This window comes from Pseudomonas sp. rhizo66, assembly GCF_031931925.1.
Classification (GTDB): domain Bacteria; phylum Pseudomonadota; class Gammaproteobacteria; order Pseudomonadales; family Pseudomonadaceae; genus Aquipseudomonas.
Map to the genome: position 1 here is coordinate 135,434 of NZ_JAUJWZ010000009.1, position 16,812 is coordinate 152,245.

Genomic DNA, 16,812 nt, shown 5'->3' on the forward strand with positions numbered 1-16,812 from the left:
AAATAACATTGGACTAAATGGCCATCATCGCGAGTAGCCTTGGGGATGATTCGATTGCCAGCGCCAAGTATCGGTGACCATGTCCTGCAAGTTGCGTGTGGCTTTCCAGCCCAGCTCTTTTGCTGCCTTGGAGGCGTCCGCCCAACTCTCGGCGATATCCCCGGAACGGCGCGGCATCATCCGGTACGGCACCGGTTGCCCGCAGGCCTGCTCGAACGCGTGGAGCACTTGCAGCACGCTGTAGCCATCGCCGGTGCCGAGGTTCCAGGTATGAATGCCGCTGCGTTCGGAGATCGACTGCAACGCCTTCAAGTGGCCGTCCGCCAGATCGACGACGTGGATGTAATCGCGCACGCCAGTGCCATCGATGGTCGGGTAATCGTTGCCGAAGATCGACAGCTCCTGCAGGCTGCCGACCGCCACCTGACTGATGTACGGCACCAGATTATTCGGGATGCCGTTGGGGTCTTCGCCCATGTGCCCGCTGGCGTGGGCGCCGATCGGGTTGAAGTAGCGCAGCAAGGCGATGCTCCAGCGCGGCTCGGCCTGGCTCAGGTCGCGCAGGACGTTTTCGACGATCAGCTTGGACTGGCCGTAGGGATTGGTCGGATTGCCGGTGGGAAAGTCCTCGCGAATCGGCATCTGCTCAGGCTCGCCATACACCGTGGCCGACGAGCTGAACACCAGACGAAAAACCCCCGCCGCCGCCATCGCCTGGCACAGGTTGATGCTGCCGCCGACGTTGGTCTCGTAGTATTCGAGCGGCTTGCGCACGCTCTCGCCGACCGCTTTCAGGCCGGCAAAATGCAGCACCGCGTCGATCGTGTGCTCGCGGAAGATCCGGTCGAGCAGTGCCCGGTCGCAGACATCGCCACGGATCATCCAGGCACTCTTGCCGCAAATGCCTTCAACGGCGTGCAACGCGGCTTCGCTGCTGTTGCAAAGGTTATCCAGTACGACAACTTCATAACCTGCTTCAAGTAAAGCAAGTGTGGTGTGCGAGCCGATATAGCCGGCGCCACCCGTTACCAGAATCTTCATAGCGCGATCCGTCTTTGAATGAGTGACAAGTAGCGTGTCAAGCCTGATTCATTGAAGATGTGTCACACTCCACACAAATAAGGCGACAACAACCGAAAACAAAACTAGTTCAATGACTGGCAATAAATATTTTTGCAGGTCACACTGTATTGCCCGGCTACTTATTAGCACTCCCTGCGCACTCATCACTATCAACAGATACCGACTAAAAATAACCAATAACGTACTTGCCGACATCTCATAACATTGTCACGTTTTACTGGCCCAACTAATTGCCATTAACAACCTGACTCAGGTATTAAAGTAGTCCTTCAATCAATATTGAAACTTGCAGCCATTGCTTATGGCCCGCATCCGTCGCCTGTGTTCCATGACTGTCCAGGATACTTTTATGATTCGTAAATGTTTGTTCCCCGCTGCCGGCTATGGCACGCGTTTCTTGCCGGCCACCAAAGCCATGCCGAAAGAGATGCTGCCGATCGTCAACAAGCCGTTGATCGAGTACGCCGTTGAAGAAGCGCGGGACGCCGGCCTGCAACACATGGCCATCGTCACCGGTCGCGGCAAGCGTGCGCTGGAAGACCATTTCGACATCAGCTACGAACTCGAACACCAGATTCGCGGCACCGAGAAAGAGAAGTTTCTCGCCGGCACCCGCGAGCTGATCGACACCTGCACCTTCTCCTACACCCGTCAGGTGGAAATGAAAGGTCTGGGCCACGCGATTCTCAGCGGTCGTCCGCTGATCGGCGATGAACCTTTCGCCGTGGTACTGGCCGATGACCTGTGCCTGAACCTGGAAGGTGACGGCGTGCTTACGCAGATGATTGAGCTGTACAAGAAATTCCGCTGCTCGATCGTCGCCATCCAGGAAGTCCCGGCCGACCAGACCCACAAGTACGGGGTCATTGCCGGCGAGCTGATCTCCGACGGCATCTATCGCGTCAACAACATGGTGGAAAAACCGGCCCCGCAAGACGCGCCGTCGAACTTGGCGATCATCGGCCGCTACATCCTCACCCCGGACATTTTCGACCTGATCGCCGACACCCAACCGGGCAAGGGCGGCGAGATCCAGATCACCGACGCACTGATGAAACAGGCACAGAACGGCTGCGTGTTGGCCTACAAATTCAAAGGTCTGCGCTTTGACTGCGGTGACGCCGAGGGTTATTTGCAGGCGACCAATTTCTGCTACGAAAACGTTTATCTCAAGGGCCGCTGAGACGGCTCCCTTCACCCAACGAGGCCACCATGAACATTGCACAACATTCCGTAGAGATTGAACGCGAGGTGGGTAACCTCGGGGTGATGAGCTGGTTGTCCCGCCATCAGCCGTTGCCCAGCGCCAACGAGTCCTGGCTGGGCACGATTCTGCTGGTGGAGCGGATTGGCGTGTTTCCGGCGTCCGGTGATATCCGACGGCCGATGCGTGATCCGTATCCCCTGCTCGCTCACCTGAAAAAACTGTATGGCGAGCAGGCGCTGGAGATGGATGACCAGGATGGGCTGAAGGTGATCTTTGGTGACTGGCGCTTTCGCGTGCGCATTTGCTGCAACGACCCGGCGATCATCATCAACGTGGAAACCCGTTGTGATGCGCGGTTGATGCCGCAGAAACTCTCGGAGCTGCTGGGCCAGATAGAACAATTCGAATAAACACACTCCCCTGTAGGAGCTGCCGAAGGCTGCGATCTTTTGATCTTGTTTTTAACAGCAACATCAAAAGATCGCAGCCTTCGGCAGCTCCTACAGGGGTTTTGTGGTTATTTCGGGAGGGTGTCACAACGGTCCTTGGCGCCGGTGATCCAGCCATAGAAGTAATCGGCAATCACCTTCCCGCCCGTGGCCGGCACCGGATGAATCTTGTCCGGGCCGATCATTGCCGCCGCGTAACGTTTGACGTCCGGGCCGAACGCACATTGCAGGTTGGCGTACCCCAGATGCTGCTCGCGCGCCCACGGCTCAAGCACCTGCGCGTACGCCGACATCGGGTAAGCGCTGGAGCGCGTGGTGTCCTGACGCATGATCAGGTTGATGCTCGCCGCCGGTTGAATCTCACGCAGCATCCCCACCAGCCCCTGAACATTCTGCAGATACTGCGCAGGCTTCACGCCGAAACCCTGGTCATTGCCACCGAGCATGATCAGGTAAACGTCGGCAGGGATCTTCGACACAGCGGCTTTCCACTGCACCTGCCATTGCGGATCCTTGTGATAGAAGTCCGCAGAAGCCGCGCCGGAGGCGGCCAGTTTCGAGACCCGCACGCCGTTCTGATCATTGCTCATCCACAGCCCGAACAACGTCGGCGCCCCCTTCACCACTTCCAGTTTGAAGGACCAGTCTTTCGCTGCCGAGAGACCTGTCAGCGGGACTTCCTGAACGCCAGAACCTTCGAGTTTCAAGGGCTGCCAGTCTTGCGTGGGCGTCCAGCGGTAGCGGATCTCGCTGGATTCGCCATTGCCCAGATAAAGCAGTTTCGCCTGAGTGACGGCCGTATCGATGCGCGGCGAAGGATTGGCATCCACCTGCAACCAAGCGCCGGGCCGGCCTGTCACCGTGCGGCTGTCCGGGCTCGCTTGCCCCAGGTCTGAAACCTTCCAGTCGCCGCCGAAGTACTTGTCACTGCTGCGGGTGTATTTGAAATGCGTGCCGCCCAGCGCAGCACCGTGGTTGAAACCAACGTAACCGGGCCCGGTAAAACCGACCTCGCCGGCGACGCGCTGCACCAGTTTGTTCAGGTAGAAATCCTGCCCCGCGCTGTAGCTGTCGCCGATCACCGAGACCGACAGAACATTGCCGGCCTTGCCTTCACGCCACTGGGCAAAACGCTCGCGGGCATCGCCCACCTGAACCACCGACGCTGCGACGGGTTGCGCGTCATCTACTGCCAACATGCAAAATTTCCTTCAGTCTGGAATGGCCCCTTCGCGAGCAGGACGAATCATCGCTCCACAGGGGTTGTGGTCATCCGCTAAGTCTATGTACACCGAAAAAACCTGTGGGAGCTGGCTTGCCAGCGATGGGGTCCGGTCAGACACAGATTCATTGCCTGACCCACCGTTATCGCTGGCAAGCCAGCTCCCACAGGGATTGTGTCGCTCGCATAGATCTAATGTGGGAGCGACGCTCTTAGCTGCTTTGGGTTTGCACCACCGGGGTGACGGGTGCCAACGGTTTCTTCTTCGCCGCCCGCTCGCCAAGGAACAACACAGAGGTGAAGTTGAACCGACTGAAAACCATCGACAACACCACCGGCCCAAGCAAGCCACAACTCAAGCCACCGAGCACCAGCAAGCTCTCATCCTTCACCCCCAACCGCCCCAGGACAAACCGCGACGTCGCCGCAAACAGCACATGAAACAGGAAAATCGCATAGGAGTAGCCACCGAGCCAGGTCAGCGCCTTCGAACGCATATCACTCGACAACAACGCGATGCAGGACACGCAACCCACGGCCAGACCGATCAGACTGCGACGATCGACAATCAACTCACGATCAATCGCCGCCACATACAGCAACGTCAGCGAGATCAGCACAAACACCAGCGGCCCGATCACTTTGAAGCGCTGCTTCAGTGCGTCAACGTTCTCCTGGCCAATCATCCCGGCGACAAAAAACGGCAGCAGGTAAATCGCGCCGTTGATCCCGAATGCGTCGAACTTGAACGGTGGCAGCAGAAACAACACTGCTGCAAAGGCAAACAGCCCATACAAGCGCGTCGCCGAACGCAACATCCCGCGCCACTCCAGCAACCCGACGAACATGAAAATAATGAACACCGCCTGCAGGAACCAGAAGTGGTTGATCGGCACCCAGAACGACAGCAACGCGTCGATCACCCCGACATCCTTGTTCACCCCCGGCCCCACCGCTTGCAACACCGAGAACGGCACACCGACGCAAAACAGCGGCACGATCAAGCGGCGCACCTTGCCGCTGAAAAACGCGGAAAAGTCATTGCCACGGATTTTGTAGATCGAATAGATGTACCCGGAAATAAACGTGAACAGCGGCATGCGCACGTAGACCATCGAGTCGGCGATCACCCGGAACGGCGAGCCGATATCGATTTTCAACCCGCCGCCCAGCGGCCCGATGACGTGATAGAGCACCAGCAGCAGGCACGCCAGGCCGCGCAGGGTTTCGATCTCCAGGGACTTTTTCTTGCTCGACATAAAGCACCTGCCTCAATTCAGAATTCTTGATTCAACCTGCACCGGTTGGTTCGCCCGCAGCATCAAGCCCAGACCGACAAACAACACCGGCACCACCATCGAGAAGTGCCGGGCGAAGGAGCCGAAGTCCGGCTCGAACAGGCCCTGCACCAGCAGAAACGCCAGCGGGATCGCGATCAGTTCCTTGGGTTTGGTCTGGATCGGCGCGCCCTTGTAATCGGTCGAGGTGATGACTTTGAACAGCAGCAACGCGGTCATGATCATCAGCGCCACGAAGATCACCTGCCCCGGCCCCGAGAGCAGAATCAACTCCACTGGAAACGACAGGCGGAAGAAGATGATCATCGAGTCCAGCGCCTGCGAAACGAAGTCGCTGCCGCTGAGCCACGACACGATCAACGATTTCGAACCTTCCTCGCCCGCCGTGCGCAATTCGTTGTTGCTGGCGCGAATCGATGACACCGGAAAGCCCAGGGCGAGCTGGATCGACATCGCCACCGCGAGGTAAAACAGGAACAGCATCAAAAAGAACGTTGTGCGCGACACGTACTTTTTCATCACGCAGACACCGACCCACGACAGCGAAAACAGAATCCAGTAGGGCCGGATCAGCACGCCGTAGATCACTGCCGAAAGAAAGAACCCGCCACGATATTTGCGCGTCAGCGAGCTGAGCAGAATGCTCAACACCGCCACCGACACAATGATTTCCTTGGTCAGATTCTCGAGGAAGAACGAGCGCACGATGCCCCATAGACACAGGGTGCCGAAGATCGCCAGCGGCATGCGCCGGAACACCACCACTGGAATCGCCGTGAGGAAAAAATTGCAGAACATGCCGTAGGCCCAGGCATTGGTCAGGTTGATCCCGGTGGGCCGCAGCAGGAACGCCGAACACTCGTAGGACGAGCGATCCGGCGAGAACGGGTTCCAGAAGTTGCAGTTATCGGCGCGGGCGTAGGACGACCACAAGGTCATCGCATCCGGCCCAGGATCACGCGGGACCAACAGCGGCATGGCCACCGACAGGAACAGCCCGGTGAACAGGATCAGGAACGAGACATACGAATCGAGTCGCTTGCCACGAAACTCGATGCACGGCAGTTTCAGGCCCATGACAACGCAGCCTTTTTCCCGGCCGTTGCACGGGTCAGCACGGCAATCACCAGCAGTTGCACGATGATCGCGAAGACGTTGCCCCACGCCGCGCCGTAAATCGAATAGTGCTTGATCAACACATAGCTGACCGGCACTGACACCAGCAGACAGATCGCCGCGCTGGCCAGTGATACGCGACTGTTTTTCGAGGCAATCAAACCGCCCCAGACGATGTCGCCGATCGCGCGCAAGGCGAAGGAGAAAATCAGCACACCGAGAATGGCGTTATCCGGACGCGGAACGCTGGTGGCGACGTAATCGAGCACCACGTTGAAAAACACATAGATCGCCACCGCCACCGCCGCCGACACCACCAGTGAGCGCATGACCCACTTGTTGATGAACAACTGCTTGACCGTGAACGCCTGTTGATCAGCCTGAAAACGCTTGGCCAGCAGCGGAATCCCGACCACCGCCACTACCGCATACGACAGCGCCTGCAAGGTGTTGGCCGCCGACCACGCGTACACGTATTGACCCAGTTTGGCGTACGGTTCGAGGTCGGCGATCAGAAACCGCTCGGCGTACTGACTCAACGCGATCAACCCGGTGCCGAGGTAAAACGGTAACCCCGCTTTCCACACAGTAGCAGTGGCCAGTGTCCCGGATTCCCGGCCGTGATGAACGTTCACCACGATCAGGTAACCGGCGATGATCACCAGCACGTTGGCGGCGACCCACAACCACAACACGCTGGCGATACCCGACACCCACCCGAGCATCATCCCGCCCACGGCCAACACCGCCCACAGGCCGGTCTTGATGAAAAAAAGCAGCGCGCCCGCCGTGGCTTTCTGCGCGGAAAACACGAACGAGTTGATCTCGAACGACAGGTGCTCAGTGAGCAACACCAGCGTCACGCAAAGGATCAGCGCGGCCGTCGCTTCGACTTGCTGGAACAGCGAGTAAATCAGCACCGTCACCACTGACAAGACCACGCCAACGGCGAGGTACAGCAGCAGCACCTTGTCGACCACGCGGCGCGAACTGCCGCCGACACTGATCAGCCGATTGATCTCGGAACTGAAACCGACACTGTAGAACTTCGACGCGATCAACGAAGCCGCGACCACCACGCCGTAAAAACCCAGCGCCTCATAACCGAGGTAATGGGTGATCGCCAACACCAGCAAAAACTTCGCGCCCAAGGCACCGCCGCGAAGCAGTAGCCGAAATATCATCGAACGACACCTTTGATGATCTCGTCCATGGCCACGGTTTTCGCTTCGATTTCACGGCAGGTGTCGGTCAGGCGCTTGCCAAAATTCGACAACGCATTCGGCGCGTAAACCGTGTCGATGATGGTGTCGACATTGATGTCGCCGCCGTTGATTACCCAATCTTCCACGCCCATGTCCTGATAGGCGCCGAAGCCTTTGCGCTCGTAGCTGATGTGGTAAGCGGGCACGCCGGAGAGCAGCGATTCGATGGCGCCGTGCAGACGCACGGAAATCACCAGGTCCGGCTGATATTTGGCAATCGTTGCTTTCAACGACAGCAGATCTTCAGTGATGCCCAGTTCGCGATAAAACGCGCCGTCATCGTTGCCGCGCACCGCGCTCTGTACGGCGCAAACCACTTTGCTTTTGTTCTTCAAACGCTGCAGCAGCAATTTCAGATTGGCCACGTAAGCGACTTTCTTTTCCTTGCTCCACTCCGGCGGCTTGCGCAGGACTACGCACACCGTGGCCGGTGACGACGCGCAGCGGGTGAACTTCGCTTGCTGAAGGATTTTGCTCGCCAGCGATTGCACCGCCAGATCCGGCGCGCGGTAGACGTTGGCACAGGCATCGAACATGGCCGAAGAGCGATTGTCACGCACGAACACCGCGTCGGCATTGGCGTAGTGCTCGACGATCTTGCTGCTCTCACCGTGGAACGGACCGATGCTTTGTGGCAGGTACACCGACGGCACTTTGCTGAGGATCGCAGTTTCCAGTTGCTTGGCGTGGCCGAGTTTCAACTTGATGTGTTCGAAGGCACTTTTCGAGCGCATGTAACCGCCGCCGACGCCGACGATCAGATCGGTTTTCTTCAACAGATCCGCCAGCCCGGCGTAGGACTGATTGAGGAACACCGCTTGCTTGACCCGGCCCAAGCCCTTGGCCGCCATCACCGGCGCGTCGAAACGCGGGTGCGGCAAGTAGCTGAAAGAGTCCGGATCGGAAGCCACGACACTGATCGCGGTGTCTTCACCAAAGTTGCGCTGCACCAGCGCGATGGCCAGATCGACGAGCAAGCCGTCACCGGAGTTGGACGCACTGTAGCCATGCAAAATCGTTACGTTCATATGCTTGAGTTCTACTTAAAAAGTGGGAGCGCGATACAGGTCGTAGGTCTGGCGAATCATCAACGCGGCACTGAAGCGCTCGCGGACGATGCTCCGACCTTCGTTGCCGAGGTCGAGCAGGCGTGGTTTCTGGATGATGGTCAGCACATCCGCCAGCGCCTGGTGATCACCGGAGGGAAAGACGTAGCCGGACACTTCATTGGTGACCAGTTCAGGCAGCGAGGTGCAATTGCTGGCGATCACCGGCAAGCCCATGGCCATGCCTTCCAGCGGCACCATGGCGAAACCTTCCCAGCGACTCGGCACGATCAGCGCATCGGCTTTCTGGTACAGCGCCTGCACTTCGCTCGGCGTGACCCATGGCAGGTATTCAACAGAGTCCATCGGTGGGCACTCCACCGAGTCCTCGTTCACCGCGCTGCCGACTACGGTCAGCTTCAAGTCTTTGCGCTGCACGTTGGCGAAGGCCTTGAGCAGCACGTCGAAGCCTTTCTGATAATCGAGGCGACCGACGAAGAGCAGATGAATCGGCTCGGGACTCGCCGCTTTTGGCGCGTCATCCTTGCGGTGAATGCCGTTGTAGATCAGCTTCATGCGCTTGCGCTCGATGCCGAAGCGCGCGGCTTTATCGAGTTCGTACTGGCTGACGCAAATGATCACGTCGGTGACTTTCTGTAGCACCCGCTCGATCCACGCATAGACTTTCTGCTTGGTCGGCGAGCTTTCCATCAGGAACGAAAACGCGTGCGGGCAGTAGACGATTTTCGGCTTGCGCCACGGTCGCAACAGCACGCACACGCACCGGCCGATCACCCCGGAAAAGGTGCTGTGCAAATGCACCACGTCGGGTTTTTCCTTGAGCATCACCTGGGTCAGGCGCCAGGCGAAACGCAGCAACGACGGCACGTTGCGCCCGGTACGAGGGAAGGTGCGGATCTGCTCTTCGCCGATGCCGTGCAACTCTTTGGCCTGATCATCCGGGACCAGATACACCAGCTCGTAGTTCGCCGCATCGCCTTCAGGCGAAGCCGAAATCGTCCGGATCACCGTCGCGACGCCACCTTTGATCGTCTCTGCCACGTGCAGTATTTTTTTCACAACTCACCCACTTCAAACAGGAAAAAACAGTCGCTGACAGTCAGGATTTGTCGGACGCGTATTCGTAGTTGTAATAGCCGTAGCCGCCGTTGCCGTAATAACTGGCCGCGCGCTTCTCGACGCCGTTGAACACCGCGCCTTTGAGCTCGATGCCGTTTTGCGCGAAGCGGCGAATGGTCAGTTCGATTTCCTTGGCCGGGTTCACCCCGAAGCGCGTGACGATCAGGCTGATCCCGGCTTCACGGCCGACGATTGCCGCATCGGTCACCGCCAGCAGCGGCGGCGTATCGATGATCACCAGGTCGTAGCGCTCGCTCAGTTCCGCCAGCAGCTCGCGAAAGTTGGCGTGCATCAACAGCTCGGAAGGATTCGGCGGTACCTGGCCGCGACTGATGAAGTGCAGGTTGTCGATTTCGACCTTGTTGATTGCCTCATCAATGCTGCAGCGCTTGACCAGCAGGTCGGACAGACCGTTGGTGATCGGCGTGTTGAGGGTTTTGTGCAGGTGGCCTTTGCGCATGTCGGCATCGATCAGCACCACGCGCTGGCCGCTCAGGGCCATGACGGCGGCGAGGTTGGACGAGACGAAGGTCTTGCCGACTTGCGGGCTCGGCCCGGAAATCATGATGCGGTTGTTGGTCGAGTCCAGCCCGGCGAAGTGCAGGCAGGTGCGCAAGCTGCGGATCGATTCGATCGACAGATCCGTCGGATTACGCAGGGCCAGCAGGTACGCCGGTTTGTCGACGCCGTCGCGGGCGCGACCTTTTTTGTTGTCTTCTTCATCCTGCAAGGCGCTGTACGGAATCGACGCGTACACCGGCAAACCGAGTTGCTCAATGGCTTCCGGACCTTCCAGACCACGGCTCAGGGATTTGCGCAGCAGCACCAGGGCCACGCCGACGAAGGCACCGAGGAAGGTGGCGATCAGCACGATCAGGGCTTTTTTCGGTTTGACCGGGCTGGTCAGGTCGACATCCGCCGCGTCGACCAGACGCACGTTACCCACCGCGCCGGCGCGGACGATGTCCAGCTCCTGGGATTTGTTCAGCAACTGTGTGTAGATCTGCGAGGCCACTTCGACATCGCGGGTCAGGTTGAGCAATTCCTGCTGTGTGGCGGGCAGATCGCCGACTTTGCCTTCCAGCGATTTCTGTTGCTGGGTCAGTTCGCCGATCTGGCTCATCAACGCGCGATAGGCCGGGTGCTGTTTGGTGAACTTGCGGTCCATCTCCGCCTGCTGCATTTTCAGCTCGGAGATCCGCGTTTCCAGCGCTACCGACTGGCCCAGTACCGACTGGGTTTCCAGCGAGATGTTCACGGTTTTTCCGTGGGTCTGGTAGGCGTTGAGTGCATCGCTGGCCTTGGCCAGATCACGCTTGACCTGCGGCAACTGGCTTTGCAGGAAGGCCAGGCTCTGCGCCGCTTCCGCCGAGGTGCGGCGCACGTTCTGATCGACGTACAGCGCGGCAATCTTGTTGAGGATTTTCACCGCTTCAGCGGCGTCGCTGCTGGCCAGCGCCAGTTTGATAATCCCCGATTCCTTACCCTGCTCGGAGATATCCAGGGCGTCCTGATAACCCTGAATGGTCACGATCCGTGGGTTGCGCACCACTTCGAAACGGGTGCCGGGGTTGGCCAGCAACTGGGTGATCTGCCCTTCTACGCCGTCCGCCGCAAAGGCTTCGCCCGCCATACCTTCGACCAGCAGGTTGTCGTTGTCATCGAGCAGCTGAAAGCGCTTCTGTTCGCCGGCGATCAGGGTGAGCTTCTTGCCCAACAGCTCTTTGGGCAGATTGAGCCGGGCAAACTCCAGGCGCTCACCGCCCCAGGCGTAACTGCTCAGGCCGAAACGCGGCGCGGCGACACTGGTCTCGGTCTCGCCGCGATAACGCCGGGCAAGAAAGCCGCCAATCATCGGGAAGGTGTTGGGAGTGACATCGATGTCCAGCCGCAGGTCGTCGACGGTTTTGCCGATCACCGCGCGGGATTTGATGATGCCGATTTCGGTCACCGACGGCGATTGCCCGCCGAGCATGCTGTTGAGGTCGGAGAACCCGAGCATGTCGTTCTTTTTCGGCTCGACCTGCACCAGCGCATTCGCCAGGTACACGGGCGTGGCCAAAACCGCATAGGCCACGCCGGTGACCATAAAGGCCCCGGTCAGTGCGCCAATCAACCATTTCTGATCGATCAGGCTGCCAAATATGCCGAGCAGATCAATACTGTCTTGATCGTTGTCACGGGTGCCGATTACTGACGGTAACTGCATAAGTCTGTTCTTACCATTCACTGATCTGAAGAATATTCATCAATGCCCGAGGCGCTGCGCCCATGAACTAACAGCATCTTCAATCAATGCATGGGCATGAATAAAAGCGGCCTTGCCTTGACGAAACGGGTCCTGTATTTCGCGCTCGCTCTGCCACTTGCCGAGGAGAAACACTTTGCCTCTGGCGTGAGAGGCAATCTTCAGTACTTGATTAACATGCTGTTTTTCCATGACCAGAATCAGGTCTGAGTCATTGACGATGTCCGCTGTCAGTTGCCGCGCCTTGAACGTTTCGGCGCTGTGCCCATGGTCTTCGAGAATCTGCCGGGCCGACGCCTCGACGCCCTCGCCAACCCGGGCGGAAAGGCCTGCGGACGTCACCGTGATGGCCGTGGAACCCAGCGCTTTACGCAACAACAGTTCTGCCGTCGGACTTCGGCATATATTGCCCACGCAGACAACAAGGATCTTTCTGAACAAGGTTTACTTTCCTGTGTAATGTCAAACGGCCAACATCCCGAGAGCATTTGAATGAACCCTCAAGATCTTCCTGCACTCAGAAATAGATTCGCCCTGTTAGTACCGAAGTATTAAGTACCACAGCGTTTAAAAGCCCCCCAACCACAATTAGCGGACTAAAAATAACTGTGATTTTCGAATGCCTGTTTTCCGACAAAAAATAACATTCGCGCACTAAGTGCCATCACCTCACTCGAAATTTGAGAAACGGGATCATTTATTCGCAGTTGTCACTTCTCTTCGGGAGAGCAGACATGAAAACAACACATCTCAAAAAACTCGGCGCTTTGGCGCTAATGATCGCCGGCGCTACGACTCAGGTTCACGCCAGCGAAGTGTTTCCCAACCTTCCGGCCAAGAACATCGGCGTGCAAGTGAAGATCCAGAACTTCACGGCTGCCGACGCGGCGCAGATCAAATCGGCCGGCTTCGGTTTTGTCCGCTTCGGTGTGTGGAGCGACAGCCTGACGGCCAAGGCTTATCAGAAACAGGTCAGCGATGCCTTTGCAGCAGCCCAGTCTGCAGGCCTGCCGGTGTTACTGACGGTCCGCGCGATCAAGCCGTTGCCGGCCACCTCGAGCACCGAGCTGACCACTGCCGGTGAAGGCTTCGCCAAAGCCGTGACCGGGCTGCATCAGTCGTACAGCGCGCAACTGGTGGCGATCGAGCTATGGAATGAACCGGATCTGGAAACCTACTGGCCGACGCGCAATTTCGACACCACGTTTGTGCCGTTCATGAGCGGCGTGTGCAAGGCGCTGCAACAACAACCACTATCGACGCCGGTGGTCGGTTACGGCTTCGCCCGCCCGCCCAGCGCAGGCTCGGCTTCCACCGTGGCGCTGAACCGTATCGTCAGCGAATACCCCAAATGCCTGAACGCTGTGTCCTATCACCCCTACGGCATGACTGCGGCACAGATCAGCAATGCGCAAAATTTCATTCAGCAGAATTTCCATGTGCCGGGAGTCATCAGTGAATGGGGCGTCTCGGCGCTCGCTTCCAATGGGGGGCCTGAAGGGCAAGCGAGCAAGATCAACGCGTTTATTGGCGATGTTAAAAAACTCAAGATCCCGCTGACGTCCATTTATGAATGGAAGAACAGCGACTCCGGCAGTAACGATCGCGAGAAGAACTTCGGCCTGCTCACCTCGGACGGCCAGCCGAAACCGGCGCGCATGTCGGTCGAAGCCTTGTTGAACGCCCAGTAGCGCATGCACAACCGGCCTGCACGCAGGTCGGTTGCTTTGAACCTGTTGGCTGTTTTGGCATCGTATTCATCGATACCTCGCCCCGCCTTTCAAACAATTGTTTTCAGGTTGTTGCCGCAGGGGCCATCGATACACACACCTACCCTTGAGTGGCTGTCAGCGCTCGGGTAATGTCATCAGACCCATAGGACAGAGCACGCCCATGACTTCCAAGCTGGAACAACTCAAACAATTCACCACCGTGGTTGCCGACACCGGCGACTTCGAAGCGATCGCCCGAGTCAAACCGGTCGACGCCACCACCAACCCGTCCCTGCTGCTCAAAGCGGCTGCCATTCCGGCCTACGCCGAGCTGCTGAATGCTTGCGTCAGCGACTGCAAGGGCGATGTCGGCCTGGCCAGCGACCGTTTCGGCGTCGCAGTCGGCCAGGAAATTCTCAAAGTGATCCCGGGGCGCATCTCCACTGAAGTGGATGCGCGTCTGTCGTTCGACAAGGATGCCGTGCTGAAACGTGCACATCGCTTGATCGAGCTGTACGACAAGGCCGGCGTTGGCCGTGACCGCGTACTGATCAAGATCGCCTCGACCTGGGAAGGCATTCGCGCCGCCGAAGTGCTGGAGAAGGAAGGCATCCAGACCAACCTGACCCTGCTGTTCTCCTTCGCCCAGGCCGCCGCCTGCGCCGACGCGGGTGTGTTCCTGATTTCGCCATTCGTGGGCCGCATCTACGACTGGTACAAGAAGGCCAACGGCAACGACTACACCGGCGCTGATGATCCGGGCGTACAGTCGGTCACCCGCATCTACAACTACTACAAGGCCAATGACTACAAGACCGTGGTCATGGGCGCGAGCTTCCGCAACCTCAATCAGATCGAGCAACTGGCCGGCTGCGACCGTCTGACCATCAGCCCGGACCTGATCGACAAACTGGCGGCCGATACCGGCAAACTGGAGCGCAAACTGGCACCGGGCAACGCCGGCGAAGCCCGTCTGAGCCTCAACGAAGCGCAATTCCGCTGGTTGTCCAACGAGGACGCAATGGCCACCGAGAAACTGGCTGAGGGCATCCGTCAGTTCGCTCGCGACCAGGAGAAGCTTGAGGCGCTGTTGCAAGCCAAGCTGTGATTTGAGCGGTTGAAATGCAAAAGGGCGAACCTGTGAGGGTTCGCCCTTTTTTATGGCTGCTGGAAAATTTTTGGTGATCTTGCGGCCGCTTTCGCGAGCAGGCTCGCTCCCACAAGGGGTATCTGTGATCGACGCCGCGTCAGTGTGGGAGCGAGCCTGCTCGCGAAGAGGCCCGTCCGGTCGGCATCACTTAATGCCGCTCGAGGGCATTGACCAGGTCATGAAACGCTTCACGGTTGGAATCGTTCAGGCCCATGAGGATCTTGTGCGCTTCGAGCACCTTGATCCGCACCACTTCTTCCGACTGGTCCTGATCCGGCAGGTCGTCCAGGCACTCCGGGCATGGCACCGGGTGGTTGACGATGTTGAACACCTGCTCGAACCCCATCGACTGCAGCAGACGGGTGATGTCTTCGTGGGTGGTGACGACGGTCGGCAACAGGCCGACCTTCTGCCGCGACAGGATCGACAGTTTGGCCAGCAGGCCCAACGTCGTGCTGTCGATGCTGCGGGTTTCGGTCAAATCGATCACGATCGCGTTGAAATTCAGCGCGGTGAAGATTTTCTCAATAGTCGCATCCAACGCCGAACACAGGGTCAGGCGAACTTCACCGACGAACTTCAGGACGAAAGTGCCGTCCTGCTCGGCGAACTGGATTCTACCGGTACTCATTAAAGATTCCTGCTCAACACCAACAGGGCGATATCATCCGGCATCTCCCCTAGCGTGGCCAATCCAAACACTTGCCGCAGACCATCCAGGCTGCCGCCTGCCGACTTCACCCGTTGAGGCAAAGCGGCTTCTTTTTCTTTGAGCGTAGGTTCTGGCAAAAGATCCAGAATGCCATCCGACATCAGCGTCAGGCTGAACGTCGGCGGCAGCTCAAGCACGTGATCTTCGTAGGTGGCTTCATTGAAGAGGCCCACCGGCAGACCACGCCCTTCGAGATAACGAACACTGTCAGGCGTGTACAACACAGGCAACGGCAGATGGCCGCCGATGCTATAGGTCAACAAACCGGTCTCCTCGTCGATGACTCCACCGACCATTGTGACGTGTTTACCCAGCTTACAACTGATCAGCCCCCGGTTGATATGACCAAGGACTTCCGAAGGCTTGAATTCCGGCAATGTGCCGTTGCGCTTGGATTCGAACAGCAAGCGCGTGGTCATGAACTTCAGCAGCACGGTGACGAAGGCTGAAGAGGCGCCATGACCGGATACATCGGCCAGGTAAAACGCAACCCGGCGCTCGTCGACGCGGAAATAGTCGACAAAATCACCCGACAGGTACAACGACGGAATGATCTGGTGCGCGAACTTGAACTCGTCGATGCTCCACGGGCTTTCCGGCAGCATGTTCATCTGCACCTGGCGACCGGCGTTCTGGTCTTCCTGGAGCAGGTTCAGGCTGGCTTCAAGCTCGCGGTTGGCCTTCTCCAGCTTCTCGCGGTAGCGCTGGTTTTCCACCAGCAGGCGCGCACGATCCAGGGCCCGGCGCACAGAGTGCTCGAGCACAGCCAGATCTTCGAGAGGCTTGATCAGGTAATCCGCCGCGCCCAGGCGCAGGGCCTCGACCGCGTCGTTCATCACGCCGGCACCCGACACCACGATCACCGGCGTCTGCGGTGACCGCTCGGTGACCTGACGGATCAGTTCGAGACCGCCCATCTGCGGCATGCGCAGATCGCAGATGACCAAGTCGGGCTGTTCTTGCTCGAATACCTGAAGACCCTGTTGGCCGTTGCTGGCCTGCAGGACGCTGAAACCACTGTCTTCCAAATAGGCCGCGAGGCTCGCGCGCACTACTTCGTCATCATCGATTATCAGCAGCGTGGCACTGGTTTTTGGCATGTGGGCAAACGGCGCCAGAATTAGGTTGGCGTAGTTGGCGAGGCATTTGGCCCTGCGCAGACTA

General features: G+C 58.4%; 15 protein-coding genes. 4 read left to right on the forward strand and 11 right to left on the reverse strand.

Annotated elements, in window-relative coordinates:
* Positions 1-24: 24 nt before the first annotated feature.
* Complete coding sequence (gene galE / locus QZR14_RS13110; RefSeq protein WP_250606952.1) at positions 25-1,041, reverse strand: UDP-glucose 4-epimerase GalE; 1,017 nt, start codon at positions 1,039-1,041, stop codon at positions 25-27.
* Between the two features lie 391 nt (positions 1,042-1,432).
* Here galE and galU point away from each other — a divergent pair, with 391 nt between their 5' ends.
* Together galU and QZR14_RS13120 are read left to right on the forward strand one after the other, a co-directional pair.
* Positions 1,433-2,266 carry a UTP--glucose-1-phosphate uridylyltransferase GalU gene (gene galU / locus QZR14_RS13115; protein ID WP_311996797.1) on the forward strand — a complete coding sequence of 278 codons (834 nt, stop codon included), beginning with the start codon at positions 1,433-1,435 and terminating at the stop codon, positions 2,264-2,266.
* A 29-nt stretch (positions 2,267-2,295) separates the two neighbouring features.
* Positions 2,296-2,700, forward strand: coding sequence for a mannose-1-phosphate guanylyltransferase (locus QZR14_RS13120; protein ID WP_311996798.1), 405 nt, complete (start codon positions 2,296-2,298; stop codon positions 2,698-2,700).
* Positions 2,701-2,807: 107 nt separating this feature from the next.
* Here QZR14_RS13120 and QZR14_RS13125 read toward each other — a convergent pair whose 3' ends face one another.
* From QZR14_RS13125 to QZR14_RS13160, 8 genes are all read right to left on the reverse strand, one after another.
* Positions 2,808-3,938: an SGNH/GDSL hydrolase family protein gene (locus QZR14_RS13125; RefSeq protein ID WP_311996799.1), complete on the reverse strand. Its 1,131-nt coding sequence runs from the start codon at positions 3,936-3,938 to the stop codon at positions 2,808-2,810.
* Between the two features lie 235 nt (positions 3,939-4,173).
* A complete protein-coding gene (locus QZR14_RS13130; RefSeq protein ID WP_311996800.1) occupies positions 4,174-5,220 on the reverse strand; it encodes an acyltransferase family protein in 1,047 nt (348 codons plus the stop codon).
* Between the two features lie 12 nt (positions 5,221-5,232).
* A complete protein-coding gene (locus QZR14_RS13135; protein ID WP_311996801.1) occupies positions 5,233-6,336 on the reverse strand; it encodes a hypothetical protein in 1,104 nt (367 codons plus the stop codon).
* A complete protein-coding gene (locus QZR14_RS13140) occupies positions 6,327-7,559 on the reverse strand; it encodes a polysaccharide biosynthesis C-terminal domain-containing protein (RefSeq protein WP_311996802.1) in 1,233 nt (410 codons plus the stop codon). The genes QZR14_RS13135 and QZR14_RS13140 overlap by 10 nt, the downstream gene beginning before the upstream one ends.
* Complete coding sequence (locus QZR14_RS13145) at positions 7,556-8,668, reverse strand: polysaccharide pyruvyl transferase family protein (RefSeq protein ID WP_311996803.1); 1,113 nt, start codon at positions 8,666-8,668, stop codon at positions 7,556-7,558. The genes QZR14_RS13140 and QZR14_RS13145 overlap by 4 nt, the downstream gene beginning before the upstream one ends.
* A 15-nt stretch (positions 8,669-8,683) precedes the next feature.
* A complete protein-coding gene (locus QZR14_RS13150) occupies positions 8,684-9,766 on the reverse strand; it encodes a glycosyltransferase family 4 protein (protein ID WP_311996804.1) in 1,083 nt (360 codons plus the stop codon).
* A 40-nt stretch (positions 9,767-9,806) separates the two neighbouring features.
* The gene (locus QZR14_RS13155) at positions 9,807-12,035 is read right to left on the reverse strand and encodes a polysaccharide biosynthesis tyrosine autokinase (RefSeq protein ID WP_250606962.1); all 2,229 of its coding nucleotides are present in this window, start codon (positions 12,033-12,035) and stop codon (positions 9,807-9,809) included.
* Between the two features lie 39 nt (positions 12,036-12,074).
* Positions 12,075-12,515 carry a low molecular weight protein-tyrosine-phosphatase gene (locus tag QZR14_RS13160; RefSeq protein WP_311996805.1) on the reverse strand — a complete coding sequence of 147 codons (441 nt, stop codon included), beginning with the start codon at positions 12,513-12,515 and terminating at the stop codon, positions 12,075-12,077.
* 293 nt (positions 12,516-12,808) lie between these two features.
* Between QZR14_RS13160 and QZR14_RS13165 the strand changes: the two genes are divergently transcribed.
* Together QZR14_RS13165 and tal are read left to right on the forward strand one after the other, a co-directional pair.
* Positions 12,809-13,765, forward strand: coding sequence for a cellulase family glycosylhydrolase (locus QZR14_RS13165; protein WP_311996806.1), 957 nt, complete (start codon positions 12,809-12,811; stop codon positions 13,763-13,765).
* A gap of 202 nt (positions 13,766-13,967) precedes the next feature.
* Entirely contained in the window at positions 13,968-14,894 is a 927-nt protein-coding gene (gene tal / locus QZR14_RS13170) for a transaldolase (protein WP_034156416.1), read from the forward strand.
* A gap of 190 nt (positions 14,895-15,084) precedes the next feature.
* Here tal and rssC read toward each other — a convergent pair whose 3' ends face one another.
* Together rssC and rssB are read right to left on the reverse strand one after the other, a co-directional pair.
* Positions 15,085-15,567: an anti-sigma factor antagonist RssC gene (rssC, locus tag QZR14_RS13175; protein ID WP_003226553.1), complete on the reverse strand. Its 483-nt coding sequence runs from the start codon at positions 15,565-15,567 to the stop codon at positions 15,085-15,087.
* The gene (gene rssB, locus QZR14_RS13180) at positions 15,567-16,748 is read right to left on the reverse strand and encodes a two-component system response regulator RssB (RefSeq protein ID WP_042705031.1); all 1,182 of its coding nucleotides are present in this window, start codon (positions 16,746-16,748) and stop codon (positions 15,567-15,569) included. Before rssB ends, rssC begins: the two co-directional genes overlap by 1 nt.
* Positions 16,749-16,812: the final 64 nt, after the last annotated feature.